The sequence below is a fragment of the Allobrachymonas wangyanguii genome (genome assembly GCF_045055315.1).
GTDB classification, from domain to species: Bacteria; Pseudomonadota; Gammaproteobacteria; order Burkholderiales; family Burkholderiaceae_C; genus Brachymonas; species Brachymonas wangyanguii.
The window spans coordinates 1,548,465-1,574,594 of the sequence record NZ_CP173677.1; the positions used below are offsets into that span (position 1 = coordinate 1,548,465).

Annotated in this window: 25 protein-coding genes; 7 read left to right on the top strand and 18 right to left on the bottom strand. The window is 64.7% G+C overall.

The genetic code is table 11. From position 1 onward, the window contains the following. On the bottom strand, nucleotides 1-2,160 hold the full coding sequence (gene scpA / locus ACI3EV_RS07485) for a methylmalonyl-CoA mutase (RefSeq protein ID WP_337691360.1): 2,160 nt from the start codon (nucleotides 2,158-2,160) through the stop codon (nucleotides 1-3). Nucleotides 2,161-2,417: 257 nt separating this feature from the next. Here scpA and ACI3EV_RS07490 point away from each other — a divergent pair, with 257 nt between their 5' ends. Together ACI3EV_RS07490 and dnaG are read left to right on the top strand one after the other, a co-directional pair. Further along, nucleotides 2,418-3,119: a GntR family transcriptional regulator gene (locus tag ACI3EV_RS07490; protein ID WP_337691363.1), complete on the top strand. Its 702-nt coding sequence runs from the start codon at nucleotides 2,418-2,420 to the stop codon at nucleotides 3,117-3,119. Between the two features lie 25 nt (nucleotides 3,120-3,144). Continuing rightward, nucleotides 3,145-5,067 (top strand): DNA primase, encoded by a 1,923-nt coding sequence (dnaG, locus tag ACI3EV_RS07495; RefSeq protein ID WP_337691366.1) that lies wholly within the window; start codon nucleotides 3,145-3,147, stop codon nucleotides 5,065-5,067. Here the strand turns inward: dnaG and rssA are convergent, their stop codons facing one another. Both rssA and orn read right to left on the bottom strand, forming a co-directional pair. Continuing rightward, nucleotides 5,068-6,054: a patatin-like phospholipase RssA gene (gene rssA / locus ACI3EV_RS07500; protein ID WP_337691367.1), complete on the bottom strand. Its 987-nt coding sequence runs from the start codon at nucleotides 6,052-6,054 to the stop codon at nucleotides 5,068-5,070. A gap of 1 nt (nucleotide 6,055) precedes the next feature. After that, nucleotides 6,056-6,676, bottom strand: coding sequence for an oligoribonuclease (gene orn, locus ACI3EV_RS07505; RefSeq protein ID WP_329770346.1), 621 nt, complete (start codon nucleotides 6,674-6,676; stop codon nucleotides 6,056-6,058). Nucleotides 6,677-6,757: 81 nt separating this feature from the next. On the opposite strand from orn, the gene ACI3EV_RS07510 reads away from it, so the two are divergent. Together ACI3EV_RS07510 and rsgA are read left to right on the top strand one after the other, a co-directional pair. Beyond that, nucleotides 6,758-8,038 (top strand): M48 family metallopeptidase, encoded by a 1,281-nt coding sequence (locus tag ACI3EV_RS07510; protein WP_329770345.1) that lies wholly within the window; start codon nucleotides 6,758-6,760, stop codon nucleotides 8,036-8,038. Continuing rightward, nucleotides 8,039-9,004 carry a ribosome small subunit-dependent GTPase A gene (rsgA, locus tag ACI3EV_RS07515; RefSeq protein WP_329770344.1) on the top strand — a complete coding sequence of 322 codons (966 nt, stop codon included), beginning with the start codon at nucleotides 8,039-8,041 and terminating at the stop codon, nucleotides 9,002-9,004. A 3-nt stretch (nucleotides 9,005-9,007) separates the two neighbouring features. Here rsgA and ACI3EV_RS07520 read toward each other — a convergent pair whose 3' ends face one another. The 13 genes from ACI3EV_RS07520 to hfq all read right to left on the bottom strand — a co-directional run bounded on the left by ACI3EV_RS07520 (nucleotide 9,008) and on the right by hfq (nucleotide 21,016). Next, nucleotides 9,008-10,006, bottom strand: coding sequence for a cobalamin biosynthesis protein (locus ACI3EV_RS07520; protein WP_329770343.1), 999 nt, complete (start codon nucleotides 10,004-10,006; stop codon nucleotides 9,008-9,010). A 54-nt stretch (nucleotides 10,007-10,060) separates the two neighbouring features. Further along, nucleotides 10,061-10,819 carry a CoA pyrophosphatase gene (locus ACI3EV_RS07525; protein ID WP_329770342.1) on the bottom strand — a complete coding sequence of 253 codons (759 nt, stop codon included), beginning with the start codon at nucleotides 10,817-10,819 and terminating at the stop codon, nucleotides 10,061-10,063. A 142-nt stretch (nucleotides 10,820-10,961) separates the two neighbouring features. Further along, nucleotides 10,962-11,336: a 50S ribosomal protein L19 gene (rplS, locus tag ACI3EV_RS07530; protein ID WP_329770341.1), complete on the bottom strand. Its 375-nt coding sequence runs from the start codon at nucleotides 11,334-11,336 to the stop codon at nucleotides 10,962-10,964. 254 nt (nucleotides 11,337-11,590) lie between these two features. Next, nucleotides 11,591-12,823 (bottom strand): PLP-dependent transferase, encoded by a 1,233-nt coding sequence (locus ACI3EV_RS07535; RefSeq protein WP_329770340.1) that lies wholly within the window; start codon nucleotides 12,821-12,823, stop codon nucleotides 11,591-11,593. A gap of 35 nt (nucleotides 12,824-12,858) precedes the next feature. Further along, nucleotides 12,859-13,416, bottom strand: a complete 558-nt coding sequence (locus ACI3EV_RS07540; protein WP_337691368.1) for a DUF2062 domain-containing protein — start codon at nucleotides 13,414-13,416, stop codon at nucleotides 12,859-12,861. A gap of 8 nt (nucleotides 13,417-13,424) precedes the next feature. Further along, on the bottom strand, nucleotides 13,425-13,958 hold the full coding sequence (locus tag ACI3EV_RS07545) for a phosphoribosyltransferase family protein (RefSeq protein WP_329770338.1): 534 nt from the start codon (nucleotides 13,956-13,958) through the stop codon (nucleotides 13,425-13,427). Nucleotides 13,959-14,032: 74 nt separating this feature from the next. Next, complete coding sequence (locus ACI3EV_RS07550; RefSeq protein ID WP_329770337.1) at nucleotides 14,033-15,424, bottom strand: adenylosuccinate synthase; 1,392 nt, start codon at nucleotides 15,422-15,424, stop codon at nucleotides 14,033-14,035. 52 nt (nucleotides 15,425-15,476) lie between these two features. Then, the gene (locus ACI3EV_RS07555; RefSeq protein ID WP_329770336.1) at nucleotides 15,477-16,667 is read right to left on the bottom strand and encodes an ATP phosphoribosyltransferase regulatory subunit; all 1,191 of its coding nucleotides are present in this window, start codon (nucleotides 16,665-16,667) and stop codon (nucleotides 15,477-15,479) included. A 66-nt stretch (nucleotides 16,668-16,733) separates the two neighbouring features. Then, nucleotides 16,734-16,922, bottom strand: a complete 189-nt coding sequence (locus ACI3EV_RS07560; protein ID WP_329770335.1) for a DUF2065 family protein — start codon at nucleotides 16,920-16,922, stop codon at nucleotides 16,734-16,736. A 26-nt stretch (nucleotides 16,923-16,948) separates the two neighbouring features. Next, the gene (gene hflC / locus ACI3EV_RS07565) at nucleotides 16,949-17,848 is read right to left on the bottom strand and encodes a protease modulator HflC (RefSeq protein WP_329770334.1); all 900 of its coding nucleotides are present in this window, start codon (nucleotides 17,846-17,848) and stop codon (nucleotides 16,949-16,951) included. A 38-nt stretch (nucleotides 17,849-17,886) separates the two neighbouring features. Further along, nucleotides 17,887-19,341 (bottom strand): FtsH protease activity modulator HflK, encoded by a 1,455-nt coding sequence (gene hflK, locus ACI3EV_RS07570; protein ID WP_405197978.1) that lies wholly within the window; start codon nucleotides 19,339-19,341, stop codon nucleotides 17,887-17,889. Nucleotides 19,342-19,524: 183 nt separating this feature from the next. Next, nucleotides 19,525-20,703, bottom strand: coding sequence for a GTPase HflX (hflX, locus tag ACI3EV_RS07575; RefSeq protein WP_337691369.1), 1,179 nt, complete (start codon nucleotides 20,701-20,703; stop codon nucleotides 19,525-19,527). A 49-nt stretch (nucleotides 20,704-20,752) separates the two neighbouring features. Beyond that, nucleotides 20,753-21,016, bottom strand: a complete 264-nt coding sequence (gene hfq / locus ACI3EV_RS07580; RefSeq protein WP_026320698.1) for an RNA chaperone Hfq — start codon at nucleotides 21,014-21,016, stop codon at nucleotides 20,753-20,755. A gap of 142 nt (nucleotides 21,017-21,158) precedes the next feature. On the opposite strand from hfq, the gene hemH reads away from it, so the two are divergent. The 3 genes from hemH to ACI3EV_RS07595 are packed head-to-tail and all read left to right on the top strand — an operon-like array spanning nucleotide 21,159 to nucleotide 23,680. Then, nucleotides 21,159-22,196, top strand: coding sequence for a ferrochelatase (hemH, locus tag ACI3EV_RS07585; protein ID WP_329770332.1), 1,038 nt, complete (start codon nucleotides 21,159-21,161; stop codon nucleotides 22,194-22,196). Beyond that, nucleotides 22,193-22,978: a YdcF family protein gene (locus ACI3EV_RS07590; RefSeq protein WP_337691370.1), complete on the top strand. Its 786-nt coding sequence runs from the start codon at nucleotides 22,193-22,195 to the stop codon at nucleotides 22,976-22,978. Before hemH ends, ACI3EV_RS07590 begins: the two co-directional genes overlap by 4 nt. Before the next feature lie 57 nt (nucleotides 22,979-23,035). Continuing rightward, complete coding sequence (locus tag ACI3EV_RS07595; RefSeq protein ID WP_337691371.1) at nucleotides 23,036-23,680, top strand: riboflavin synthase; 645 nt, start codon at nucleotides 23,036-23,038, stop codon at nucleotides 23,678-23,680. Nucleotides 23,681-23,689: 9 nt separating this feature from the next. On the opposite strand, the gene ACI3EV_RS07600 is transcribed toward ACI3EV_RS07595, so the two are convergent. Both ACI3EV_RS07600 and tadA read right to left on the bottom strand, forming a co-directional pair. After that, nucleotides 23,690-24,628 (bottom strand): LD-carboxypeptidase, encoded by a 939-nt coding sequence (locus tag ACI3EV_RS07600; protein ID WP_337691372.1) that lies wholly within the window; start codon nucleotides 24,626-24,628, stop codon nucleotides 23,690-23,692. 7 nt (nucleotides 24,629-24,635) lie between these two features. Then, entirely contained in the window at nucleotides 24,636-25,949 is a 1,314-nt protein-coding gene (gene tadA, locus ACI3EV_RS07605; protein WP_337691373.1) for a tRNA adenosine(34) deaminase TadA, read from the bottom strand. Nucleotides 25,950-26,130: the final 181 nt, after the last annotated feature.

The following is a 26,130-nucleotide window of genomic DNA, read 5'->3' on the forward strand; positions in this document are numbered from 1 at the left end:
TCAGGACAGGCTTGCCTTGATCTGTTCCAGCACGTCCTTGGCGCTGACCGGGATCGGCGTACCCGGGCCGTAGATGCCCTTGACACCAGCTTCGTACAGGTAGTCGTAGTCCTGACGCGGAATCACGCCGCCGACGAACACCACGATGTCGTCAGCGCCCTGCGCCTTCAGTTCGTTGACGATGGCCGGCACCAGCGTCTTGTGGCCGGCAGCCAGCGTGGAGATGCCGATCGCGTGCACGTCGTTCTCGACGGCCTGGCGTGCGCACTCTTCCGGCGTCTGGAACAGCGGGCCAATGTCGACGTCAAAACCGAGGTCAGCAAAGGCAGTGGACACCACCTTGGCGCCGCGGTCATGGCCGTCCTGGCCCAGCTTGGCGACCATCACGCGCGGACGGCGGCCCTGCTGCTCGGCGAACTGGTTGATTTCTTCCTTGAGTTTTTCCCAGCCTTCGGCCGAATCATAAGCAGCAGCGTACACACCAGTCACCTTTTGCGTATCCGCACGATGGCGGCCAAATGCCTTTTCAAGCGCGTCGGAAATCTCGCCACCGGTGGCACGCAGGCGCGATGCCTTGATGGCCAGATCCAGCAGGTTGCCTTCGCCGGATTCGGCGGCGGCCGTCAGGGCGTCCAGAGCGGCCTGCACGGCCGCGCTGTCACGCGAGGCCTTGATCTGGTTGATGCGGGCCACCTGGGACTCGCGCACCTTGACGTTGTCCACTTCCAGGATCTCGACCGGATCTTCCTTGGCCAGCTTGTACTTGTTGACGCCGACGATGACATCCTTGCCGGAGTCGATGCGCGCCTGCTTCTCGGCCGCGGCGGCCTCGATCTTGAGCTTGGCCCAGCCGCTGTCCACGGCCTTGGTCATGCCGCCCATGGCGTCCACTTCCTCGATGATCTTCCAGGCGGCATCGGCCATTTCCTGGGTCAGCTTTTCCATCATGTAGGAACCAGCCCAGGGGTCGATCACGTTGGTGATGTGGGTCTCTTCCTGGATGATGAGCTGCGTGTTGCGCGCGATGCGGGCGGAGAACTCGGTCGGCAGCGCAATGGCCTCGTCCAGCGCGTTGGTGTGCAGCGACTGGGTGCCGCCGAACACGGCAGCCATGGCCTCGATGGTGGTACGCACCACGTTGTTGTACGGGTCCTGCTCGGTCAGCGACCAGCCGGACGTCTGGCAGTGCGTGCGCAGCATCAGGCTCTTCGGGTTCTTGGGGTTGAACTCCTTCATGATGCGGCACCACAGCAGACGGGCGGCACGCATCTTGGCGATTTCCAGATAGAAGTTCATGCCGATGGCCCAGAAGAAGGACAGGCGGCCGGCGAAGGCGTCCACGTCCATGCCCTTGGCCAGGGCCGTCTTCACATACTCTTTACCATCAGCCAGCGTGAAGGCCAGCTCCAGCGCCTGGTTGGCGCCCGCTTCCTGCATGTGGTAGCCGGAGATCGAGATCGAGTTGAACTTGGGCATGTTCTGGCTCGTGTACTCGATGATGTCGCCAATGATGCGCATCGACGGCTGCGGCGGGTAGATGTAGGTGTTGCGGACCATGAACTCCTTGAGGATGTCGTTCTGGATGGTGCCGCTGAGCTTGTCCTGCGAAACGCCCTGCTCTTCGGCCGCCACCACGTAGCCAGCCAGCACGGGCAGCACGGCACCGTTCATGGTCATGGAGACGGACACCTTGTCGAGCGGAATGCCGTCGAACAGGATCTTCATGTCCTCGACGCTGTCGATGGCCACGCCGGCCTTGCCGACGTCACCGGTGACGCGCGGATGGTCGGAGTCGTAGCCGCGGTGCGTGGCCAGGTCAAACGCCACGGACACACCCTGACCACCGGCAGCCAGTGCCTTGCGGTAGAAGGCGTTGGATTCTTCGGCGGTAGAGAAACCGGCGTACTGGCGGATCGTCCAGGGACGCACCGCGTACATGGTGGCCTGCGGGCCGCGCAGGAAGGGCTCGAAGCCGGGCAGCGTGTTGGCGTACGGCAGGTCGGCGGTATCGGCTGCGGTGTACAGCGGCTTGACCGTGATGCCATCCGGCGTGATCCAGTTGAGGGCCTGCACGTCACCGCCGGGGGCCGACTTGGCTGCCGACTTGAGCCAGTCTTCCATTGTGCTGGGGTTGAACACGGTGTTGTCGGAATTTGCCATGGATTGCAGTCCCTCTCTGTAATGATGGATAACCCGGGCGGCAGACGCACGGAAACCGCGCACGCGGCGCGGTGCCGTCAGCCAACACGGGCTTGTCGTGTTATAGCAAAAAAAAACCAAACTAAGCCACTCGCCAAGTGCGCCGGACCGTTGGCTGGAAAGCCCCCGCTGTTGCATTTGGCAATGCTGTAATTATGAATGCAAATACAGGTAAGATGCGCCCATTGTGACCCTTTTTTTACGATAGGCCCGCGGATATGCCTCTTGCCAGCTCGATCCTGACACGCCAGCAGTCTGAACGACTGCCCGGTGCCGCACGTCCGCTCTACGCCGATGTGGCCGACAACCTGCGCCGCCGCATCCTGCAGCAGCAGTTGCAACCCGGCAGCTGGATCGACGAACAGAAGCTGGCCGAAGAAATGGGCATCAGCCGCACGCCGATGCGCGAGGCGATCAAGGTGCTGGCCGCCGAAGGCCTGGTCACGATCCGGGTACGGCGCGGTGCCTACGTCACCGAAGTGCCGGAAAACGAGGTGCGCGAAATCTACCACCTGCTGGCCCTGCTCGAAGCCGATGCTGCCGCCGACGTGGCGCGCCAGGCCAGCGACAGCGAACTGCAGGAACTGTCCAGCCTGCATCAGCAGCTGCACCAGCTGGCTGCCCTGCTGGCCGACGCGCCCACGGACAACACCCTGATCGACCAGTTCTTTGCCCTCAACCAACAGTTCCATGGCCGCATGCTGGAGATCAGCGGCAACCACTGGCGCATGCAGATCGTGAATGACCTGCGCGGCGTGATGCAGCTGGGCCGCCACCACTCGCTGTTCAAGACCGGTCGCGTGCAGCAGTCGCTGGAAGAGCACAGCGCCATCCTGGCCGCCCTGGTGGCGCGCGATGCCAGTGCCGCCAGCGCTGCCGTGCACACCCATTTCGCCAACGGCCTGCTCGCCGCCGGCTGAGCACTCCAGCACCTACAATCCCTGCATGGCCATTCCGCAGGGTTTCATCCAGGATCTGTTGCAACGCGTCGACGTCGTCGAGGTGGTGGGTCGCCACGTCCAGCTGAAAAAGACCGGTTCCAACTTTTCCGGCCTGTGCCCCTTCCATTCGGAGAAATCGCCCTCCTTCACGGTCAGCCCGAGCAAGCAGTTCTACCACTGCTTTGGCTGCGGCCAGAATGGCGATGCGATCCGCTTCCTGATGGAGCACAACGGCATGAGTTTCATCGAGGCGGTGCAGGATCTGGCACAGCAGCACGGCCTGCAGGTGCCAGAAGAGAACATCAGCCCGCAACAGCGCGCCCAGCAGGAAGAACGCAAGCAGAAGCAGGCAACGCTGACCGATGTGCTGGAACGTGCCGGCGCCGATTACCGCAAGCAGCTCAAGCAGGCACCGGTCGCCATCGACTACCTGAAGAACCGCGGCCTGACCGGCCGCATCGCGCTCCGCTTCGGCATGGGTTACGCGCCGGCCGGCTGGCACCATCTGACCAGCGTGTTCCCCGAATACACCGATCCGTTGCTGGAAGAAGCCGGCCTGGTGATCCGCCAGCCCGACCAGGCCGGTGACAGCACGCAGGACCGGCGCTACGACCGATTCCGCCATCGCATCATGTTCCCGATCCGCAATGTGAAGGGGGAATGCATCGGTTTTGGCGGCCGCGTGCTGGGCGATGACAAGCCCAAATACCTGAACTCGCCGGAAACCCCGGTGTTCAGCAAGGGCCGCGAACTGTACGGGCTGTTCGAGGCTCGCGATGCCTTGCGCAGCCACGGCTACGCGCTGGTGACCGAAGGCTATATGGACGTGGTGGCGCTGGCCCAGCTCGGCTTTGCCAATGCCGTGGCCACGCTGGGCACCGCCTGCACGCCCGAGCATGTGCACAAGCTGTTCCGCTACACCGACCAGATCGTGTTCAGCTTCGATGGCGACAAGGCCGGCCAGCGTGCCGCGCACAAGGCGCTGGTCGCCGCCCTGCCCTACGCCAGCGATACCCGCAGCGTCAAATTCCTGTTCCTGCCGCCCGAGCATGATCCGGACAGCTTTATCCGCGCCCATGGGCCGGAAGCTTTCAGCGCCCAGGTGCAACAGGCGCTGCCGCTCAGCCAGTTCCTGATCCAGGTGGCCTGCGAGAATTGCGACCTGGCCACCGCCGAAGGACGTGCCCGCATGAGCAGCCAGGCGCGTCCGCTCTGGCAGGCGCTACCCGATGGCGCGCTCAAGGCGCAGTTGCTGGCCGAACTGGCCGCGCAGGCACAGCTGACAGCCGCCGACCTGCAACATGTCTGGCAGGCCCAGGGCGGATCGTCCCCGCACGGCCAGCCTGCGCCACGGCAGTCGGGCAGCGCGCCGGCGCAGTCTGCCCCGGCCACGGCCGAATGGCGACCGTCCTCCGGCCAGCGCACGCAACGGCAGAAACAGCCGTGGAAAAAAAATACCAGCCCAGCTACGCCCGTCAACCAGGGCCGGCGCAGCCCGCCGGCCAGCCGCGCCGACCACGCGCTGCGCCTGCTGCTCTTGCACATGCCATTCTGGGGCCGCTTGCCGCCGGCGCTGCAAGGCCTGCTGTGCGCGCTGCCAGTACCGCACGGTCCGCTGTTCGGCTGGATCGACAGCCAGTACCAGGAACATGGCGCGCTGGCCTGGGGCGCGCTGCAGGAAAGCCTGCCGCAGGTGGCCTGGGGCGATGTGGCGCTGCAACTGGTGCAGAACTACCAGACGCTGGAGCTGAGCCCGAGCCAGGACGAGGCGCTGGCCGAACTGCGCTCTGCCGTGACCTGGCTGCATGCCGACGAACTGGATCGTCAGGCCAACCAGGCGGCCGCCGCTGGTGACGTGGAGCGCGTACGCACGCTGCTGCAGCAGAAGACGGCACTCGACATCCTGCCGCCACCCCAGCAGGACTGATCAGGACGCATCCACCACGGGCGGCGGCACATCGGCCAGCACATCTGATGCACCGGGCAGCGACACGGGCAAGGTTGGTGCCGGCTCGGGCGGCGACACATTGACCCACGGCTGCATCACCGGCAGCAGGAATTCGGTCGCCTGGCGGCCAACATCAATCGCCTCCTGCGCCCGGTGGAAATCCATCAGCGACAAATGTGCCAGCCGTGGCGCAATCACCATGTCGGGCGGATCGCCGGCCATGCGGCTGCGCGTGATGCGTTCCTGCATGATGTTGATGCTGGTCGCCAGCACTTCCAGCATCGAGGGCAAGGGCGAGCTGACGATATCGGTAACGCTGTCCGGCAGCCAGCCACCCAATGTGTTCTGGATCGATTGCAGCCAGGGAGAACGTTGCGCCGGCTCGTCCGGTGGCTGCAGGTGGCGTTGCAGGATGTCGCGGTTCAGGTCTACCGCGATCACGATATCGGCACCCATGGCGCGTGCCAGCGTCACCGGCACCGGATTGACCAGGCCACCGTCCACCAGCAGGCGCTCCTGCACCATGACCGGCGTGAACACGCCGGGCAAGGCAATCGAGGCGCGCACCGCATCGACCAGCGAGCCCTCGCGCAGCCACAATTCGTTGCCGCCGTGCAGCGCCGTCGCCACCGCGCCGAACGGCATCGGCAGATCCTCGATCCGGCAATCCTCAAAATGCTTGCGGAAAAAGCTGACCAGCTTCTCGCCCTTGAGCATGCCGCCGGTCAGGCGAAAATCCATCAGTGAGATCACGTCGCGCATGCGCAGGCTGCGGATCCACTCCTCGAAACTGTCGAGCTTGCCGGTGGCATAGGCAGCGCCAACGATGGCGCCCACGGACGAACCGCAGACAATATCGGGACGGATGCCGGCCTCGAGCAGCGTGCGCAGCACGCCCACATGCGCCCAGCCACGCGCCGAGCCGCTGCCCAGCGCCAGGCCAATGACCGGCTTGCGCTTCGGCATGTCAGGCCTGCTCCGCCGCTACCGGCTCCGGCATGCGCAGGAAGTGCTCGCGGTAATAGACCAGCTCGTCGATGGACTCCTCGACATCGGCCAGCGCGGTGTGCTTCTGGTGCTTCTTGAACTGCGCGTGCAGTTCCGGGCGCCAGCGGCGCGCCAGTTCCTTGAGCGTGCTCACATCCAGGTTGCGGTAGTGGAAGTAGGCTTCCAGCTTGGGCATTGCCTTGACCAGGAAACGGCGATCCTGGCCAATGGTGTTGCCACACATCGGCGACTTGCCCTTGCTCACGTACTTGCGCAGGAAGGCCAGGATCTCCTTTTCGGCATCGGCTTCGGTCACGTTGCTGGCCTTGACCTTGTCGATCAGGCCGCTGCGGCCATGCGTGCCCTTGTTCCAGGCATCCATGCCATCCAGCAGCTGCTGGCTCTGGTGGATCACCAGCACCGGGCCGTGCACGCGCGTCGCCAGGTCCGGGCTGGTCACGATCAGCGCGATCTCGATGATGCGCTCCTTCTCGGGATCCAGTCCGGTCATTTCGCAATCGAGCCAGATCAGGTTGTCATCGTGCTTGGCCAGCACGGGAGGGGCAGCCGCTTCGGCGGCGGGGTTCAGGGTTTCACTCATGGCCGTATTGTCTCGCATCCAGTGGCATCTCGCGCCGATCGGGTCAGCGCAATCCCCCGCAGACAGGTACACTTGTGCCGCATGGATGCACTCCCCTTTGATATTACCTATCTGAACCTGTTTACCACGCTGTTCGTGCTGGCCCTGGTCGGCAGCCTGCTGCTGCGCTATTGGCTGGCGACGCGCCAGATCCGCCATGTGGCCTGGAACCGGCATCAGGTACCGGCACCGTTTGCGCCTTATATCAGCCAGCAGGCACACCAGAAAGCCGCCGCCTACACCGTGGCGCGCAACCAGATGGATCTCTGGCAAAGCACCTACAGCGCCGCCATCGTGATCGGCTGGACACTGCTCGGTGGCCTGGCCGCGCTCAACTACCAGCTGCACAACCTGATCGAACATCCGTTCTGGCAGCAGCTGGCGCTGATCGCCGCCTTTTTCCTGATCAATGGCGCACTGGAACTGCCGGTGAGCTGGTATGCCACCTTCAAGCTGGAAGAACGCTTCGGCTTCAACAAGAGCACGCAGGGCCTCTGGTGGGCGGACGTGTTCAAGAGCACGCTGATGACCGCCGTCATCGGCCTGCCGCTGGCGGCGCTCTACCTGTTCCTGATGGAACGTGCCGGCAGTCTGTGGTGGCTCTGGGCCTGGGGCGTCTGGGTGCTGTTTGCGCTGCTGATGATGGTGCTCTACCCGAGCGTGATCGCACCGCTGTTCAACAAGTTCCAGCCGCTGCAGGACAGCCAGCTGAGCGAGCGCGTGCAGGCGCTGATGCAGCGCTGCGGCTTCCAGGCCAAGGGCCTGTTCGTGATGGATGGCAGCCGCCGCAGCGCCCATGCCAACGCCTATTTCACCGGCCTGGGCAGCTCCAAGCGCGTAGTGTTTTTCGATACCCTGCTGTCCAAGCTGAGCACCGATGAGGTCGAGGCCGTGCTGGCCCATGAGCTGGGCCATTTCCACCACCGCCACATCATCAAGCGCATGGTGCTGATGTTTGGCCTGAGCCTGGCCGGCTTTGCAATGCTGGGCTGGCTCTACAACCAGGTCTGGTTCTATAGCGGCCTGGGCGTGATGCCCAACCTGCTGTCGCCGAATGCCGCGCTGGCGCTGATCCTGTTCCTGCTGGTGGTGCCGTCCTTCGTGTTCTTCCTGTCGCCGCTGCTGGCCTCGCTGTCGCGACGTGACGAATACCAGGCCGATGCCTATGCCGTGCAGCAGACCGCTGCCGAACCGATGGCCACCGCCCTGCTCAAGCTGTACGAAGACAATGCTTCCACGCTCACGCCGGATCCGCTCTACGTGAAGTTCTACTACTCGCACCCGCCGGCCAGCAACCGCCTGGCGCGCATGGGCATGGCCTGAATGGGCAAACCCCGCCGCCCTGCCCCTGCCGCCTCCACCACCGACCTGATGGACGGACTGGTGGTATCGGCCCATGGCCGCCACTGCGTAGTCGAAACTGATGACGGCAGCCGTCGCATCTGCCACCCGCGTGGCAAGAAGAGCACCGTCGTCGTCGGCGACCAGGTGCGCTGGAGCGCCCCACCACCCGGCCAGGGCGAGGAAGGCAGCATCGAGCAGGTGCTGCCGCGCCGCAACCTGTTCTACCGCCAGGACGAGATGCGCACCAAGGCCTTTGCCGCGAATATCGACCAGGTGCTGATCTGGATTGCCGCCGAACCCGAGTTCTCGCACAAGCTGCTGGCGCGTGCCCTGATCGCGGCCGATGCCGCCGGCATCCGGCCGCGCATCGTGCTGAACAAGGCCGATCTGGCCGAGGCGCATGCGCGCGGCTGGGAGCGGCTGGAACCCTACCGCGCCATGCAGTACGACACGCTCGGCGTCTCGCTGACGGAACATGCCGCTGACGATCCGGCACTGGCGCAGCTGCAGCAGTGGCTGCAAGGCCGCAAGACGCTGGTGCTCGGTCCGTCCGGCACCGGCAAGAGCACGCTGATCAACTGGCTGCTGCCCGATGCCAATGCGCAGGTCGGCGAGATTTCGCAGGCACTCAACTCGGGCCGCCACACCACCACCAATACGCGCTGGTACTGGATGGACCGCGACAGCGGCAGCGCAGTGATCGATTCACCGGGTTTCCAGGAATTCGGCCTGCGCCATATCGCGCCAGCCGATCTGGCGTCCTGGATGCCGGACCTGCGTCAGCACGTGCCTCAATGCAAATTCTACAACTGCACCCATCTGCACGAACCGGGCTGCGGCGTGCTCGCCTCGCTAGACCAGCCAGTGGCCGAAGGCGGCGTACACCCGCTGCGCCACAAGCTCTACGCCGAGCTGTTCGAGGAACTGTCGCAGGTGCGTTACTGAGCCTCAGCTGACCCAGCGCGTCAGCGTGATCAGCGCCAGCAGCAGGCACCAGAGCCAGAGCGCACGCCGGATCAGGCCGGATAGCGCCTGCAGCGAACGCAAGCCGGGCTGCTCCACCAGCATGCTGGCGCCTGGTGCGTCAGCGGCAGGCAGGTCTTGCGGAGCCGGCAGGCGCGGCGTACCCACCGCTGCCGGCAGCGGCCAGGACAGGTCAATCGCCCCCATCGCCGTCGCCTGCACCAGCGTATCGGCATCGGTATCGGTATCGGAGACGCTGGCCGGCAGCCCCTGCATCTGGAAGCGCCAGTTGTCCAGCGCCTGCTCGAAATTGCCGGCAACGGCAAAGCTCGCTGCCGTCACCCGGGCCGGCAGCCAGTTGATCCAGTTCCAGGCCTGGCGCGACACGTCCGTGAGCAGCGCATGCGCTGCAGCATCTTCCCCGGCACGCGGCTGGCGCCAGTGCTGTGCCAGCACATCGGCCGCGCGGAACAGCACGGCACCGGCCGGACCCAGGCCCAGCAGCATGCCGATCAGGAAAGCGGCCAGCACACCAAACAGCTGGCGATGCGCATCGCGCGTGCCCTGCTCCAGCGCCTGGCGCAGCACGTCATGGTGTGGCAAGGCCATGACATCCACCTGCTTCCAGTCAGCCAGCCATTGGCGCGCCTGCTGCTCCTGCCCCATGTCGAGTGCATCGCGGATGCGTGCCAAGGGCTGGCCGAACGGGCGATACGCCAGGCAGACATGCAGCACGGCCACCAGCCAAGGCAAGGACAGCAGCCAGCCCACCGCATCCAGCAGGTAGTACAGCAGCGCCGACAGCCCTGCCGGCAGCAGCACGGCCAGCGCCCAGGCCAGCCAGCCCTGGCGTCGTTGCGCCAAGGGCAGACGGTCCGCCACGCGATCCGCCAGCTGCAGATAACGGCGCAGCACCGGCTGGCGCAGCGATGACGGCTGGAGCTGTTCGATCAGCAGGACGAGCAGAAGGGAAATCAGGGACATGCGGCAATCGGAGAGAAAACGGGCAGGCCTAGCATAGCACTGCCCGGTGTCAGGTCAGGCCGCCAGGAAACGGTAGAAATCGCGCAAGATGCCGGCGGTCACGCCCCAGATATAGCGTTCGATGCCAGTATCCGCCTCCTGGTAAGGCATGGAAAACCATTCGCGACGATGATCGGGTGCCGGCTGCCACTGGTGCTTGCGATGGTGGCGCGGGTCCATCAGGAACGGTAGCGGCACGGTGAACACGTCCGCCACCTCGTTCGGATTCGGCTGCAGGCTCACGTCCGGCGACAGGATGCCAACCACCGGCGTCACGCGGTAGCCGGTACCGGTCATGTAGCTGGGCAACTTACCCAGCACCTGCACGCCCTCCACCGGCAAGCCGACCTCTTCCTCGGCTTCGCGCAAGGCGGCCGCCACGGCATCGGCATCATCAGGATCGATCTTGCCGCCCGGAAAAGCGATCTGGCCGGCGTGCGACTTGAGGTGCTCGGTGCGCTGCGTCAGCAGCACGCGCAACTGGTCCGGTGACTGCTGCAGCGGCTGCAGGCCGAGCAGCACGGCAGCGTCACGCGGCGGCTGCTGCCAGGGCAGCAGCTCGCTGCGCTGTTCCGGCTGCCACGGCAAGGGATTGGCAAAGCGCTGACGCACTGCCGACAGCGACAGCCGGTCGAGCGCCAGCGCCTGCTGTTGCTGCACCTGGCTGGTCGCCTCGTGCCAGATCGGGATCTGGCGCGGATCCAGCGCATTCACCTGCTGGTCGGCAGGCTGCTGCGGGTTCGGCGTGGAGGGGCGGGAATCGGTCTTGCGCATAAGGGTATCCGGTGCCTGTCACGGCATCTGCAAGCATACGTGGACTGGCAAATGCTGACAAGCAGACAAGAAAAAACCGCTCCAGCCCTGAGGCGGGAGCGGTCTGGCCTGCCCGCAGGCAGGCTGGCATCGCGGCAGCAGCTTAGCTGGCAACCTTGACGCGAGACGGCAGCTTTTCCTTGATGCGTGCCGACTTGCCGCTGCGCTCACGCAGGTAGTACAGCTTGGCACGACGCACGTCACCACGGCGCTTGACTTCAATACCGGCAATCAGCGGGCTGTAGGTCTGGAACGTACGTTCCACGCCTTCGCCGCTGGAGATCTTGCGCACGGTGAAGGCGCTGTTCAGGCCGCGGTTGCGCTTGGCAATCACGACGCCTTCGTAGGCCTGCACACGCTTGCGCGTGCCTTCCACCACGTTCACGCTGACGATCACGGTGTCGCCAGGGCCGAAAGCGGGGATGGTCTTGTTCAGACGCTCGATCTCTTCTTTTTCCAGGGTCTGGATCAGGTTCATTGCTGAATTCCTCACACTCTCCGATCGTATTCAAGCTGCACAAATGGCCTCTTCACACAGGCACCAACTACGGTATCCGGCTGCTGCTGGCGGGTGTCATGCAGACACACGTCGCCCAGCGAGGCGGCTAACAGAGGATCGAAAGATGGGATTATAGCTCGCACGCCAATGGAATATCAAGCACTGGCCACAGCTTACAGGCATTTTGTCGCCTGTTGTGGCCTGTCCGATACGTCCTGCCTTGCCTGCCGGATTCAGGTCGGCAGCGCCAGCAGCGCCTGGGCAATATCAGCCTCGAGATCGCGCGGGTCTTCCAGGCCGATGCAGAAGCGCACCAGCGTACCGCGTGCGAGGTGCTCAGGCCAGACCGTACGCATCTCGCCCAGGTCGTAAGGCATGACCAGGCTGACCGGCCCACCCCAGCTGTAGCCGATGCGGAACAGCTGCAGGCTGTCGCAGAAGGCATCGATTTCGTCCTGCGTGTAATGCTCCTCGAAGATCACGCTGACGATGCCAGCACCGGCTCCATGCGGCTGCTCGGGCGAGCTGCAGACTTCCTTCCAGCTGGCATGGCCGGGCGATTCGGGCAGGCTCGGGTGCAGCACCTGTGCCAGTTGCGGCTGCTGCTGCAGCCACTGCGCCAGATGGCGTGCGCTGCGATCCGCCGCATGGTAGCGCAGGCTCATGCTGGGCAGGCTGCGCAGCACCAGCTCCACGTCGTTCATGCCTACGCCCAGGCCCAGGCGCATATGGCTGAGCAGGATGCGGCGATGCAGCGCGGGATCGCGCGTGATGACGCTGCCCATCAGCACATCGGCCCCGCCGCTCGGGTACTTGGTCAGGGCATGCGCGCTGATGTCGACGCCAATTGCCTCGTCGCTGTCGGGATCGCCACAGCGCAGCAGGTCGAACGGCTGGAACGCCAGACCGGCGCCCCAGGTATTGTCGAGCGCGGTCAGCACGCCCAAGTCGCGGCACAGGCGTGCCTGCGCCACCAGATCGGGAAACTCCAGCGTGACGGAGCCGGCTGCTTCCAGCCAGACCAAGCGCGTGCTCGGCCCGATCTTGTCGGCCAGGTCATTCACGTCCATCGGGTCGTAATAGCGATGGCTGATGCCCCAGTGCTCCAGCTCGCCCTCGGCCAGCGTCTTGCTCGGGCCGTAGGCATTGTCGGGAATCAGCACCTCGTCACCGGCATGCAGCAACGCCAGGTTGACGCAGGCAATCGCGGCCAGGCCGCTGGGCACCAGCACCGCGTGCAGGCCGCCCTCGATGCTGCACAGGCGCTGCTCCAGCGTATAGCTGGTCGGCGTGCCATGCAGGCCATAGGTGTAGCCGCTCTTGTCCAGCCAGGTGCGCTGGCGCATGGCGGCGATATTCGGGAAGAACACGGTCGAGGCCTTGCAGACCGGCTGCTGCGGCGCCTCGAAGTCGGCCGGGGCCTGGTAGGGATCGTGGATGATGCGGGTGGGGATGTGCTGGCTCATGGGAAGATGATAACCGCCCTCGCCTGCCCACGGCATCAGGCCTGGCCCTTGCCCGCCTTGTACTCGCGCCACCAGCGGCTGGCAAACCAGATCAGGCTGATCAGCACATAGCTGAACAGGCCGAAGGCCGTGGCCAGGATCACCAGACCGACCATCAACGGCTTGCCCATCAGCTTCAGGCGCTGCCAGAAACCCAGCTGTTTTTCTTCCTTCAGCTGCTTCTGCAGCTTGTCGGCATTGGCCTGCGCCGGTGCGCGCTGCTCCGGCTCATTGCCCAGCACCACGTTGCCGAGCTGGTAGGCCAGGTAATAGACCGGGGCAAAGGTGATCGGGTTGCTGACGAAAGTGCTGGCAGCGGCAGCCGGCAGGTTGGCACGCAGGGCCACGGCGGCAATCGCCGATGCCGGAATCTGCGCAATCGGCACCAGCATGCCGAAGAACACGCCCAATGCCACCCCCAGCGCCACACCATGGCGCGACCAGACCCAGAGCGATGGACGCCCGAGCCAAGGTGCCAGCCAGCCCAGCCAGCGACTTTGGCGCAGCTTTTCTTCCGTCGGGATCCAGCGTTGGTACCAGGGGGCGGGGTTCATGAAGGGGACTACAAATCCTGTTTGGCGTTCTTCTGCTGCAAATCCTGCAGGCTCAGCTTGTCATAGATTTCAAACGGCTGGTGGATCCACGGACTGGTCGGCAGGTGCTGGGCCGCGTAGTCGGGACGCCTGCTCGATATCCCCTTGGTCCAGATCACGGCCGTGCGCAATTCGGTGATGGCCGGATGGCGTTCACGCAGCATGTTGGTGACGGCGTGCAGCGTCTGGCCACTGTCGGTCAGGTCATCCACCAGCAGCACCGGGCCGATCAGCGCCGGCAGCGTAGTGCTGATGGCGGTCGACATGTGCAGCTCGCCCTGGGTCGTGCCGTCATCGTCTCGGTAGGAGCTGACCGCCAGGATCGCCAGCGGCACACGGAACAGCCGGCTCAGGACATCGCCTGGCCGCAGGCCGCCACGTGCCAGGCAAATGATGGTGGCAAACTGCCAGCCCGAGTCATGGATCTGCAGCGCCAGCCGCTCGATCAGCCGCTGGTACTCCTCGTGATGCACATACAGGTGCTCGCCATTTTCAGTCAACATGTCTGCCACCCCTTTCGGTCAAGGAGCTGTCGTGAAGCCGACTGCGCCAGCCCTGCATTGTCCCCGATCAGCCTTCAGGCTGCAAAGGGGTGGTGCATCATGATGGTATGGTCACGATCCGGGCTGGTGGAGATCACGTGCACCGGCACACCGGTGGTTTCCTCGATGCGCTTCAGGTACTGGCGTGCCTCCAGCGGCAGCTTGTCGTACTCGGTCACGCCCACGGTGGACTCGGTCCAGCCCGGCAGCGTTTCGTAGATCGGCTGGCACTTGGCGATGTCTTCCGCGCCCAGCGGCAGGATGTCGATGCGCTCGCCATCCAGCTCGTAGCCGACGCACAGCTGCAGCTCGCTCAGGCCATCCAGCACATCCAGCTTGGTGATGCACAGGCCGCTCAGGCCGTTGACCTGGGCGCTGCGCTTCAGCAGTGCGGCATCGAACCAGCCACAACGGCGGCTGCGGCCGGTGGTCACGCCACGCTCGGCACCGACCACGCTCATGTGGTAACCCGGTGTGCCTTCGGTTTCCCAATCCAGTTCGGTGGGGAACGGACCGCCACCGACGCGCGTGCAGTAGGCCTTGGTGATGCCCAGCACGTAGTGCAGCAGGCTCGGGCCGACACCGGCACCAGCCGCGGCATTGCCAGCCACGCAGTTGCTGGAGGTGACAAAGGGATAGGTACCGTGGTCAATGTCCAGCAGCGTGCCCTGGGCGCCTTCGAACAGGATGTTGCCACCCGCCTTGTGCAGCTCGTTCAGCTCGCGCGAGGTATCGGCAATCATCGGGCGCAGCTGCTCAGCGTGCTCTGTCGCCTGGGCCAGCACGGCGTCATAGCTGATCTGGCCGTTGACCAGGCAAGGCTGCAGCGCCGGGCCAAAATCGATGCTGGCGGCGTCGTAGCGCTCGGCCAGCAGGAAGTTGTACAGTTCCACCAGTTCGGCCAGCTTGGCAGCAAAGCGCTCAGGGTGCTTCAGGTCCTGCACGCGCAGCGCACGGCGGGCGATCTTGTCTTCGTAGGCCGGGCCAATGCCACGGCCGGTCGTGCCGATCTTCTCGGTGCCGGCCTTGACCTTGTAGGCTTCACGGGCGATGTCCAGTGCCGCGTGGAACGGCAGGATCAGCGGGCAGGCCTCGCTGATGCGCAGACGCGAACGCACCTCGACACCGGCTTTTTCCAGGCCTGCGATTTCTTCCAGCAGCTTGGCGGCAGACACCACCACGCCATTGCCGATATAGCATTGGACGCCCGGACGCATGATGCCGCTGGGAATCAGGTGCAGCGCGGTCTTGACGCCGTTGATCACCAGCGTATGGCCGGCGTTGTGGCCGCCCTGGAAGCGTGCCACGGCCTGGGCACTTTCGGTCAGCCAGTCGACCAGCTTGCCCTTGCCCTCATCGCCCCACTGGGTTCCGACCACCACGACGTTGCGCCCCTTGGCGATCTGGACATCCAGGTTGTTGCTCATTGCAGTTTCCTCGTTCAAAAAATGGGGGTTGCCGACATTCACGCCCGCGGCATCAGGCTTGTACAGTCAGGGGCTGTTCCACCCACTGACCCTGCTGTTGCACCAGTTCGCTCTGGCAGTGCATGCCTTCCTGGCCTTCGTCAGGCGATTGGCCGGGGAAGCGCACCACCACGGTGCGCCCCTGGGCGCGCAGTGCGCGCACGGCCTGGCGCCAGTCCAGGTCCTCGCGCCAGTGCGCCAGGATGGCCTGCGGCTGGGCAGCGGCGGGCGTGAGCGCGCTGACGGCGCGCACGTCCATGCTGAAACCAACGGCCGGACGGTTGCGGCCATAGACCGCACCGACCTCGTTGTAGCGGCCACCGCGTACCAGTGCATCGGGACTGCCCGGCAGGTAGATGGCAAAGCGGATGCCGCTGTAATAGGAATAGCCACGCAGATCGGCCAGGTCCAGCAGCACTTCGGCCTGCGGATGGGTGCGGCGCAGCTGCTGGGCCAGCCAGGCGATATCGTTCAGGGCCGAGGTGATGGCCGGCAGCGGCGGCAGCACGGCACGCGCGCGCTCCAGCACGGCATCGACGCCGCCATACAGGCCGAGCAGTGCCAACAATTGCTCTTGCACGGCTTCGGGCAGTGCAGCAGCAGCTTCGCGCAGCGCTTCGGCATTCTTGGTGATCAGGGCGTCCTGGATGCTGTTGGCGTCTACCGCCCTATCAGCCGCCTGAGCCAGCAGCGCCGGCACGATACTGGCCTCGGCCAGGTCCACTACCAGGCCCTGTTCCATCGGCACATCGACCGCCGCCAGGGTATCCAGCGCCAGCGCCAGGCTTTCGAGCTCGGCACCGATGCCTTCGTAGCCGTACATTTCGGCACCGAACTGCAGCGGTTCACGGCTGGCGCCAGGCTGGGACGGACGCGTGTGCAGCACCGGGCCACAATAGCACAGGCGCGTGACGCCGGGACGATTGAGCAGGTGCGCATCAATGCGGGCGACCTGCTGCGTGGTGTCGGAGCGCACGCCAATGGTGCGGCCGGAAAGCAGATCCACCATCTTGAAGGTCTGCATGTGCAGCGCCTTGCCGGTGCCTGTCAGCAGGGATTCGATATGCTCCACCAGTGGCGGCATGACCAGCTCATAGCCGTAGCTGCCCGCAGTGTCGAGCAAGGCACGGCGATGCGCTTCGATGAGGCGTGCCTCGGCGGGCAGCACATCAGAAATATAGTCGGGAAGTACCCAGGCTGACATGGGAAAAAATGGGGGCTGTTAAAAAGAGGATTCTACCCGGTTTGCATCTGGCTGTGGCGCGTGGCCTCAGCCCGCGATCAGCCAGTACAGCAGCAGCCCGGCGGCGACGCTGGCAAAGCCGAACAGGCGGATCTGCTGGTCCGGGAGCTGTACCAGGCGCTGGAAGGTCTCGCGCCAGCTGCGCGGCAGCAGCAAGGGAAACAGGCCTTCAAACATCAGCATGAAGGCCAACGCCAGCCACAGGACATCATCCATGGCAGCTGGCGCGCAGGCCGCGGCAATCAGTCATTGCCGCCGGCACCACCCTGGCGATAGGTGCCGAAGAACTTGCTGTTCTGCGGATCCACCACGATCAGGTCACCCTTGGCATCGAAGCTCTTGCGGTAGGCTTCCAGACCCCGGTAGAAGTTGGCGAACTGCGGGTTCTTGCCAAACGATTCGCCATAGATGCGGGTTGCCTCGGCATCGCCCTCACCCTTGACGCGCTGGGCATCACGGTAGGCTTCGGCAATCGTCACGTCACGCTGGCGGTCGGCTTCGGCGCGGATCTTCTCGCCTTCGGCGTTACCAGTGGAGCGCAGCTCGTTGGCCACGCGTTCACGTTCGGCCTGCATGCGGCGGTAGACCGATTCGGTAATCGCCTCGGCGTAGTCGGCACGCGTCACGCGCACGTCCACGATCTCGATGCCCCAGGCCTTGGTGCCACCGGTCACGGCGCCCACCACCTGCTCCTTCACGTTGTCCATCAGCTCGTCGCGCTTGCTGGACAGGATCTGCTTCACGGTGTACTTGTTGACTTCCTGCTGGAAGGCATCGCGCACCACGCGCGACAGCTGCACGCTGCCGGCAGCCTCGTCGAGGCCAACGTTACGGATATAGGCCTGCGGATCGGCGATGCGCCAGCGCACGTACCAGTCGATCACCAGGCGCTGTTTCTCGGCCGTCAGCACCGATTCGTTGTTCTGGCTGTCCAGCGTCAGCAGACGCTTGTCGACAAAGCGCACGTTCTGGAACGGCGGCGGCATCTTCACGTACAAGCCGGGCTCGCTGATCACGCGGTTGATCTGTCCCATGTTGTAGACCACGCCAAACTGGCGCTGGTCCACCACGAACAGCAGGGTACTGGCCGCCACCAGGGCGATGAACAGTCCAACGACGAAGGTTATCAATTTGTTATTCATCTGACTCAGTCTCTTGCAAATCTGGTCGGGTGGTCCGCTCAGGAACCGGTACGGCTGCGCGCCGTGGTGCTGGTTTCACGCGTGCGTGCATCGGCCGGGGCTGCCGGAGTCGATGCCGCTGCTGCCGGTGCCGGAGCTGCTGCAGCCGGAGCCGCCGCTGCGGTAGCGCCCTGTTGCGTCTGCTGGATGATCTTGTCCAGCGGCAGGTAGAGCATGCTGCCCTGGCGCGTATCGACCATGATCTTGGTGACCTTGCCGTAGATTTCCTGCATGGTGTCGTTGTACATGCGGTCACGCGTGGCCTGCGGTGCCTTCTGGTACTCGGGCAGGATCGAGCTGAAGCGTGCCGAATCACCCTCGGCCTGTGCCACCACCTGGGCCTTGTAGGCCTCGGATTCGGAGCGCAGGCGCGATGCGGTACCGGTGGCCAGCGGCACGACGCGGTTGGCATAGGCCTGGGCCTCGTTCTTGGCACGTTCGGCTTCCTGGCCGGCCTTCAACACGTCGTCAAATGCGGCCTGTACCTGCTCCGGCGGACGCACGCCGCCCTGCTGCAGGTTCACGCCCACCACATCGATACCAACCTGGTAGCGATCCAGGATCTGCTGCATCAGTTGGCGCACGCGCGGCGCGATCTGCTCACGCTCCTCGGCCAGCGCCGCGTCCATGCGCATGCTGCCGATCACTTCACGCACCGCGGTTTCGGCGGCCTGGATCACGGCCTGGTCCGGATTGCGGCTGGCAAACAGGTAGTCACGCGCATTGCTCAGGCGGTACTGCACGGCAAAGTTGATCTCGACGATGTTCTCGTCGGAGGTCAGCATGGCCGACTCGCGCAGGCCAGTGCTCTGGATGATGTTCTCGCCACCGATGTCGACCGAGCGGATCTGGGTCACGTTGACGGTTTCGTGGCGTTCGATCGGGTACGGCAGCGTCCAGTTGATACCGGCACCGACGGTGGAACGGTAGGAGCCAAAGCGCGTGATGACCGACTGCTGGCCTTCCTGCACGATGAAGAAGCCGCTGAGCAGCCACATCACCAGCAGCACGCCAGCGATCAGGCCAATGCCGATGCGCGTGCCCTTGCTGTTGCCACCATCCGGGCCGCGGTTCCAGCCGGGGAAGCCACCGCCGCCACCGTTGCTGCCACTACCGCCCTGCTGGCCGCCCTTGTTGCCGCCAAACAGGCCGCCCAGCTTGCGGTTCAGGTCCTGCCAGAGTTCGTCCAGATCCGGCGGGCCGTTATCGGGGCGCTTGCCCGGATTCGGGCGCTGCGGCGGTTGCGGCGGACGCTCGTCGTTCTGGTGGTTCTGCGGATCGCGCCCGGCAGCCGGACGGTCATCGTCCTGGTCGCCACGGCCCCAACGCGGATCGTTGAGGTTGAACATGCGCTGCCAGGAAGCAGGCAGGGCCTGCGCCAGACGCTGCCAGGCAGCCGGCCGGCGCGAGCCTGCAGAAGGACGGGAGGAATAGGTGTCGTTCATCGAATCCATGGGTATTCAGGGGTCGGGTCTGGAACGGTCCCAGATACGCAAATCATGGCCTGGCTGCCGCAAGGGCAAGGCCACCATGCTGTCAGATGGGGACGCTGGCGCCGAATGGAAGACTATACCAGTCAACTCGGCGCCTTTCGTGGCACAGGGACTTGTTGGTGCCCTGCAGCAAGCGGAAAAAACTCAATCAAATCGCACGTCTGGCTCGTCGTCGCGGGCAGCAGGCATGCCAGGGACATGCGTCGCTTCCCACTTGGCGCGGGCTGCTTCGGCCATGAAATCGCGCAGCGCTTCGAGGTTGTCGCCGGTGCTGGCACTCAGGTAGAGACGCGGCACCTGGCGGTGGGCGATCTCGTAGCTGTCGAACAGCTGCGTGGGCAAGCGATCCGGCAGCACCGCATCGAGCTTGTTGAACACCAGCAGCTGCGGAATGCTGTCGGCGCCGATTTCCTCCAGCACCTGCTGCACCTCGTTGATCTGCTCTACCCATTCCGGGCTGGAGGCATCGACCACGTGCAGCAGCAGGTCGGCGTCGACGGCTTCCTGCAGCGTGGCCTCGAAAGCCTCGACCAGGCCGTGCGGCAGATCTCGGATGAAGCCCACGGTGTCGGACAGCGAGATGCTGCGGCCCAGCTGCGCCAGATAAAGCTGGCGCGTGGTGGTATCGAGTGTGGCAAACAGCTGGTCGGCGGCATAGGCGCGCGCCTTGACCAGGGCGTTGAACAGCGTGGACTTGCCGGCGTTGGTATAACCGACCAGCGACACGGTAAAGGTACCGGTGCGCTGGCGCTGGCGCCGTTGCGTGCTGCGCTGGCGCTTGACCTTTTCCAGCTGGGTGCGGGTGCGCTTGATGGCATCGCCAATCATGCGGCGGTCCAGCTCGATCTGGGTTTCACCAGGGCCGCCACGCATGCCGATACCGCCAGCCTGGCGTTCCAGGTGGCTCCATCGGCGTACCAGCCGGGTGCTGAGGTATTGGAGGCGTGCCAGTTCGACCTGCAGCTTGCCTTCGTGGCTGCGCGCGCGCTGGGCGAAGATTTCCAGGATCAGCATGGTGCGGTCGTTGACCGCGCGCTGCAGGGCACGTTCCAGGTTGCGCTGCTGCGCCGGGCTCAGGGCCTGGTCGAAGAGGATTTCATCGGCGCCGTGCTGCTCGGCGAGCAAGGCGATTTCCTCGGCCTTGCCGCTGCCGACGAACAGGGCCGGATCGGGGGCCTTGCGCTTGCAGGTGATGCGGGCTACCGGCTCCAGGCCGGCGGTCTGGGCCAGCAGGCCCAGTTCGGCCAGTTCCGCATCAAAATGCGGCGAGCCGAAATCGACGCCCACCAGTATCGCGCGGGGGCGCTCGGATTGTTCTTGCATGTGGGGGAATGTGGGCTGGCCACAGGCGCACCGCAGTGCGCCCGGGGGATCAGCTGTTGGCAGTGCCCGTGGTGGCTTCGCCCGATTCCGGGTTTACGGAAAAGTTGACGGCGCGGCCCGGCACAATGGTGGAAATGGCATGCTTGTACACCATCTGGGTGACGGTGTTGCGCAGCAGGACCACGTACTGATCGAAGGACTCGATCTGACCCTGCAGCTTGATACCGTTGACCAGGTAGATGGACACCGGCACATGCTCACGACGCAGGGTGTTCAAAAAGGGATCCTGCAGCAATTGACCTTTATTACTCACGATATTCTCCGTGTTTGTTTATAGTTAGGGAAAACTACGATACCATAATTTGCGTACAGTCCGCGTCATTACAAGGGAAAGTCCCTTGTTTTTGCTGTAACTGCACGTTTTTTGCTTCATCCTGCGGCCTTCCGCCTGCTTCATGGCCTACCGACCAGAACCTGCCTCCCCCTCCCCGTCTTCCGCCCCGGTGCTGCGCACCGCGGTCGTGCTGTGCAACCTGGGTACGCCCGATGCACCCACCACGACAGCCGTGCGCCGCTACCTGGCCGAATTCCTGTCCGATCCACGTGTGGTGGAAATCCCGGCAGCGGTCTGGAAACCGATCCTGCACGGCATCGTGCTGCGCACCCGGCCGGCGCAATCGGCGGCCAAATACCGCACTGTCTGGACTGAGCAGGGATCGCCGCTGCTGGTCTGGACCGTGCGCCAGGCCGAACTGCTGCAGCAGTGGCTGCAGGCGCGTGGCCAGTCGGTGCGCGTGCTGCCGGCCATGCGCTATGGCCAGCCGGCACTGACCGGCGTGCTGGACCAGCTCAAGGCCGAGGGCGTCGAACGCATTCTGGTGTTGCCGGCCTATCCACAATATTCGGGTAGCACCACCGGCAGCGTGCTCGACTGCATCTACGGCTGGAGCCGCCAGATCCGCAACATCCCCGAGATGCGCTTCGTCAACCGCTATCCGGACGATGCCGGCTATATCGCCGCGCTGGCCGACAGCGTGCGCGCACACTGGCAGCTGCACGGCCAGGCGGAAAAGCTGGTGCTGAGCTACCACGGCGTGCCCAAGCGCACGGTGGCCCAGGGTGACCCATACCTGATCGAATGCCACCAGACCACGGAGGCGCTGCGGCTGGCGCTGGGACTGGCGCCGGAACAGATCCTGATGACCTTCCAGTCGCGCTTTGGCAAGGCCGAATGGCTGCAGCCCTATACCGAGCCGACGCTGATCGCGCTAGCGCAGCAAGGCCTGCGCCAGGTGGACATGATGTGCCCCGGCTTTACCGCCGACTGCCTGGAAACGCTGGAAGAGATCGATGCGGAAGTGCGCGAGGCCTTTCTCCACGCTGGCGGTCAGGACTACCGCTACATCCCCTGCCTGAATGACCGCCCCTTGTGGATCGATGCCCTCGGTGATCTGTGCCAGCGCCATCTGGCGGGCTGGCCGACCCACGCATGAGTGAATGGCTGCTGGCGCTCGGGCCATGGAAGCCGGTGCTGACGGCACTGGTGCTGCCACCGGGTGGCCCGCTGCTGCTGATGCTGATCGGTGCGCTGCTGCTGTGGCGTCGCCAGCGCCGGACTGGCTGGAGCGCCCTGCTGCTTGGCATCGCCAGCCTGTGGTTCCTCTCCTGCCAGGCAACGGCGGTGTGGATGTCGCGACAGCTGCTGCCGCAGGTGGCGATCCAGACACCGGCACAGCTGCGCCAGCAACAGGTGCAAGCGGTAATCGTGCTGGGTGGCGGCATCCGCATGGATGCTGCCGAATATGGTCGGCCGCAGCTGCGCGAACGTGCCATGGAACGGCTGGTGTATGGGGCTTGGCTGTCGCGCCAGCTGGGCGTGCCACTGGGCTACGCGGGCGGTGTTGGCTGGGGCGCACAAGGCGAACAGCTGACCTGGTCGGAAGCACGTACCGGCGCGGCAGATGCGATCGAGCTGCTGCAGACCCCGGTCACGCTGCAGGAAGACCAGTCACGCGATACGCGTGAGAATGGCCGGCTGATGGCGGCCGTGCTGCAGCAGCAAGGCATCCAGCGTATCGCGCTGGTCACCCATGCCTGGCATATGCCGCGCGGCCTGCTTGCTTTTGAAGGGCATGGGCTGACAGTGGTGCCGGCACCGATGGGAGCGATTGCGCCGCGCGACATGACGGTGCTGGATCAGCTGCCCAGCGCCTACGGTCTGCTCGACAGCCGGCTGGTGCTGCACGAATGGCTGGGGCTGCAACTCTCGCGCTGACATTTTTTGGCGGACATACAATGGGCGCATTCACTTGCTACAGGAACCCGATTCACCATGTTTACAGGCATCATCACCGGCGTTGGCCAGATTCTTGACGTTACCGCCCTGGGCGACAGCGCCGCGCACGGCAGCCGCCTGAGCGTGCAGGCTCCGGCCGGCTATCTGAAGGACGTATCGCTGGGCGACAGCATTGCCATCAACGGTGCCTGCATGACGGTAGTAGAGTTTGACGTGCCGTCCAGCGTGTTCCACATCGATATCTCCGCGGAATCGCTGGACAAGACCGCCGGCCTGAACCAGCCCGGCCCGGTGAACCTGGAAAAGGCGCTGCGCGCCAGCGACCGCTTGGGCGGCCATATCGTCAGCGGCCATGTCGACGGCATCGGCATCGTCAGCCATTTCGAGCGCGTGGGCGAAAGCCATGAACTGCGCATCGTGGCGCCGCAGGCGCTGGCACGCTTTCTGGCCTACAAGGGCTCGATCACGGTCAATGGCGTGAGCCTGACGGTGAACCGCGTGGTTGATCTGCCACTCAAGGACGCCGAGGCCGGCTGCGAAATCAGCATCAACCTGATCCCGCACACGGTGGAAAACACGGCGCTGCATGCCCTGCAGGCCGGCAGCCAGGTCAATCTGGAAATCGACCTGATGGCGCGCTACTGCGAGCGCATCCTGAGCTACCAGACGCAGAACAACTGAGCACCGCGCTCAGTGATGGTGATCGTGGCCCCAGAACAGCAGGCGGTCACGATCTTCGGCGGCCAGCGTGACCTGGCGGCCGACCGGCAGCAGCACCTTGGTCGGCACATGGCCATGCGGCAGGCCGGTGAAGACTGGCGTTGTCGTCTGGCTGCGCAGCCACTGGATGGCAGCATCCAGCGTATAGCCCTTGTCGTGCGGCACCAGCTTGTAGTCGCTGCAGGTGCCGATCACGATGGCGCGCTGGCGCTCCAGCACACCTGACCAGAGCAGCTGACTGAGCATGCGCTCGATGCGGTAAGGATGCTCGCCGACTTCTTCCAGGAACAGCACGCCGCCTTCTATCTGCGGGAAATATGGCGTACCTAGCAGGCTGGTCAGCACGCAGAGGTTGCCACCCCAGAGCGTGGCGTCTTCGATCAGCACTGATTTGCCGAGTGTGCCTTCACAATCGGCTTCCTTTTTCTTCACGTACCAGCCGGCGCCTTCGCTGCTGCCGTCCAGCATCTCGTCGAAGCAGGCTTCGGTGATCTCGTCCGTGCCGTCGTCGCGGCCCCAGTCATCGACCAGCAGGTTGCCGGCCCAGGTGGTGGCGTGCGGATCGTGCGCCAGCAGCGCCAGCTGCATGGCGGTGAAATCGCTCAGGCCGACAAAGCGCGTGCCCTTGTCGATGGCGCGGGTGATCTGCTTGTACGGCAGCTGGGGCAGGATGCGCGACAGGCCATAGCCACCACGCGTCATCAGGGCGACATCGGCACCGCTGGCGGCAGCGCGGCCAATGGCGGCCAGGCGCGCGGCGTCATCACCGGCAAAGCGCTGCTGGCTATCGAGCGCAGACGGATCGATGTCGACCTGGTGGCCGCGTTTTTCCAGGCGTTTGACGGCGCGACGGAAGCCGGCCTTGTCACGGACGGCGCCAGAGGGGGAATAGATGTAGAGGTGTGCCATGGGGGTGTCAGGTGGCTGGCCGCTGTTGCTGCAGCCAGTGGAGGATCATGGAGCTATTGTGCCGCAGTGCCGCATGGATGCGGGCGCCGGGCGTACCGGCTGTATCTGCTGCAGGTTCCAGCGTGTGGACCAGCAGGCGACGGCCGTGCTGTTGCCAGTGCTGGCGATCGGCCTCGCCAGCAGGCTGGCCGGCCCAGAGCGGCCAGCGCATGGCGGTGCGGTGGCCAGCATCGGGATAGCTGACCTGCAGCAGCGGGGCCTGATCGGGGATCGCCCAATGGGCCTGCAAATCAAAAACCGGACTGCGCTGAGCGCGCTGGCGCCAGTCCAGGCGGGATGGATCGCGATTGTCATCAGGCCAGCGCAGCGCGGCATCGGGCGTATCCAGTGCCAGGATCTGTTGTGGCGGAATGCTGGCTGGCAGCAGTAGCGCGGCCTGATCGAGTGCGACCCAGCAGGTGTTTGCAGGCAACTGCTGCGCCTGCATCCAGGAGACCAGCAGGGACTGGTGCCAGGCCAGCTGGTGCTGATCAGGCTTGCGCGGCTTGTCGCTCAGGCCGTGTCCGAGCAGATCCGGGGCGAGGACACGCCAGCCAGCATCGGTGATCTGGCTGGCCAGATCCTGCCAGAGCCGGGCATGGCCGGCGTATCCATGCAGCAGCACTACGGTAGGCGCAGCGGCATCGCCCTGCTCCAGGTGGTGCATGCGCCAGGCGGCAGCTGTCGGCTGGACGGGGTCGGGTACCAGCGTCCAGCGGGAATCAGGTTGCCAGACGCCCTCTTCCTGCAGCGCCTTGGCCAATGGGCGCAACGCATCTTCGCGCAAGGGCGCATGGTCGGCTTGCTGGCGTTGTTGCGCCTGCTGCTCGCGGCGGCTGCGGAAAAAACGCGTGAGCAGATCGGCGCAGGCCTGTTTGAGTTCTGCGCCGCCATCGGCATCGGGCAACAGGCTGGCCGTGGTCTGGTGGTTGATATCGGACGGAGCCAGCAGGTCGAGTACCGAGCCAGCGGCGCCGGTACGCGGATCCGGCACGGCATAGACGACCTGGCTGAGCCGGGCGTGCAGCATGGCGCCGCTGCACATGGCGCAGGGCTCCAGCGTGACGTAGAGCGTGCAGCCTTCCAGCCGGTAGTTGCCCAGCGTGCGGGCGGCTGCGCGCATAGCTTGGATTTCTGCGTGGGCGGACGGGTCGTGGTCGGCAATGCAGCAGTTATGGCCCCGGCCCAGGATGGTGTGACCGTCCGGGCCAACGACGATGGCGCCTACCGGGATTTCGGCCTGGGCGGCGGCCTGTTCGGCTTCGGTCAGGGCTTGGCGCATGAAAGACGCAGAGGATGGTGACGAGCTACTGCTAGACATAGATCATGACTGTAACGCAACTTGATTCTTGTTAGCCCTTGAAACCCTGCATTCCAGCTTGCTGGCACCCATGCAATGTGCCGATATCTTGCGCCCATTGTCATATAACTGACTGACCGTTTTAAAAATCATGCCATCCATT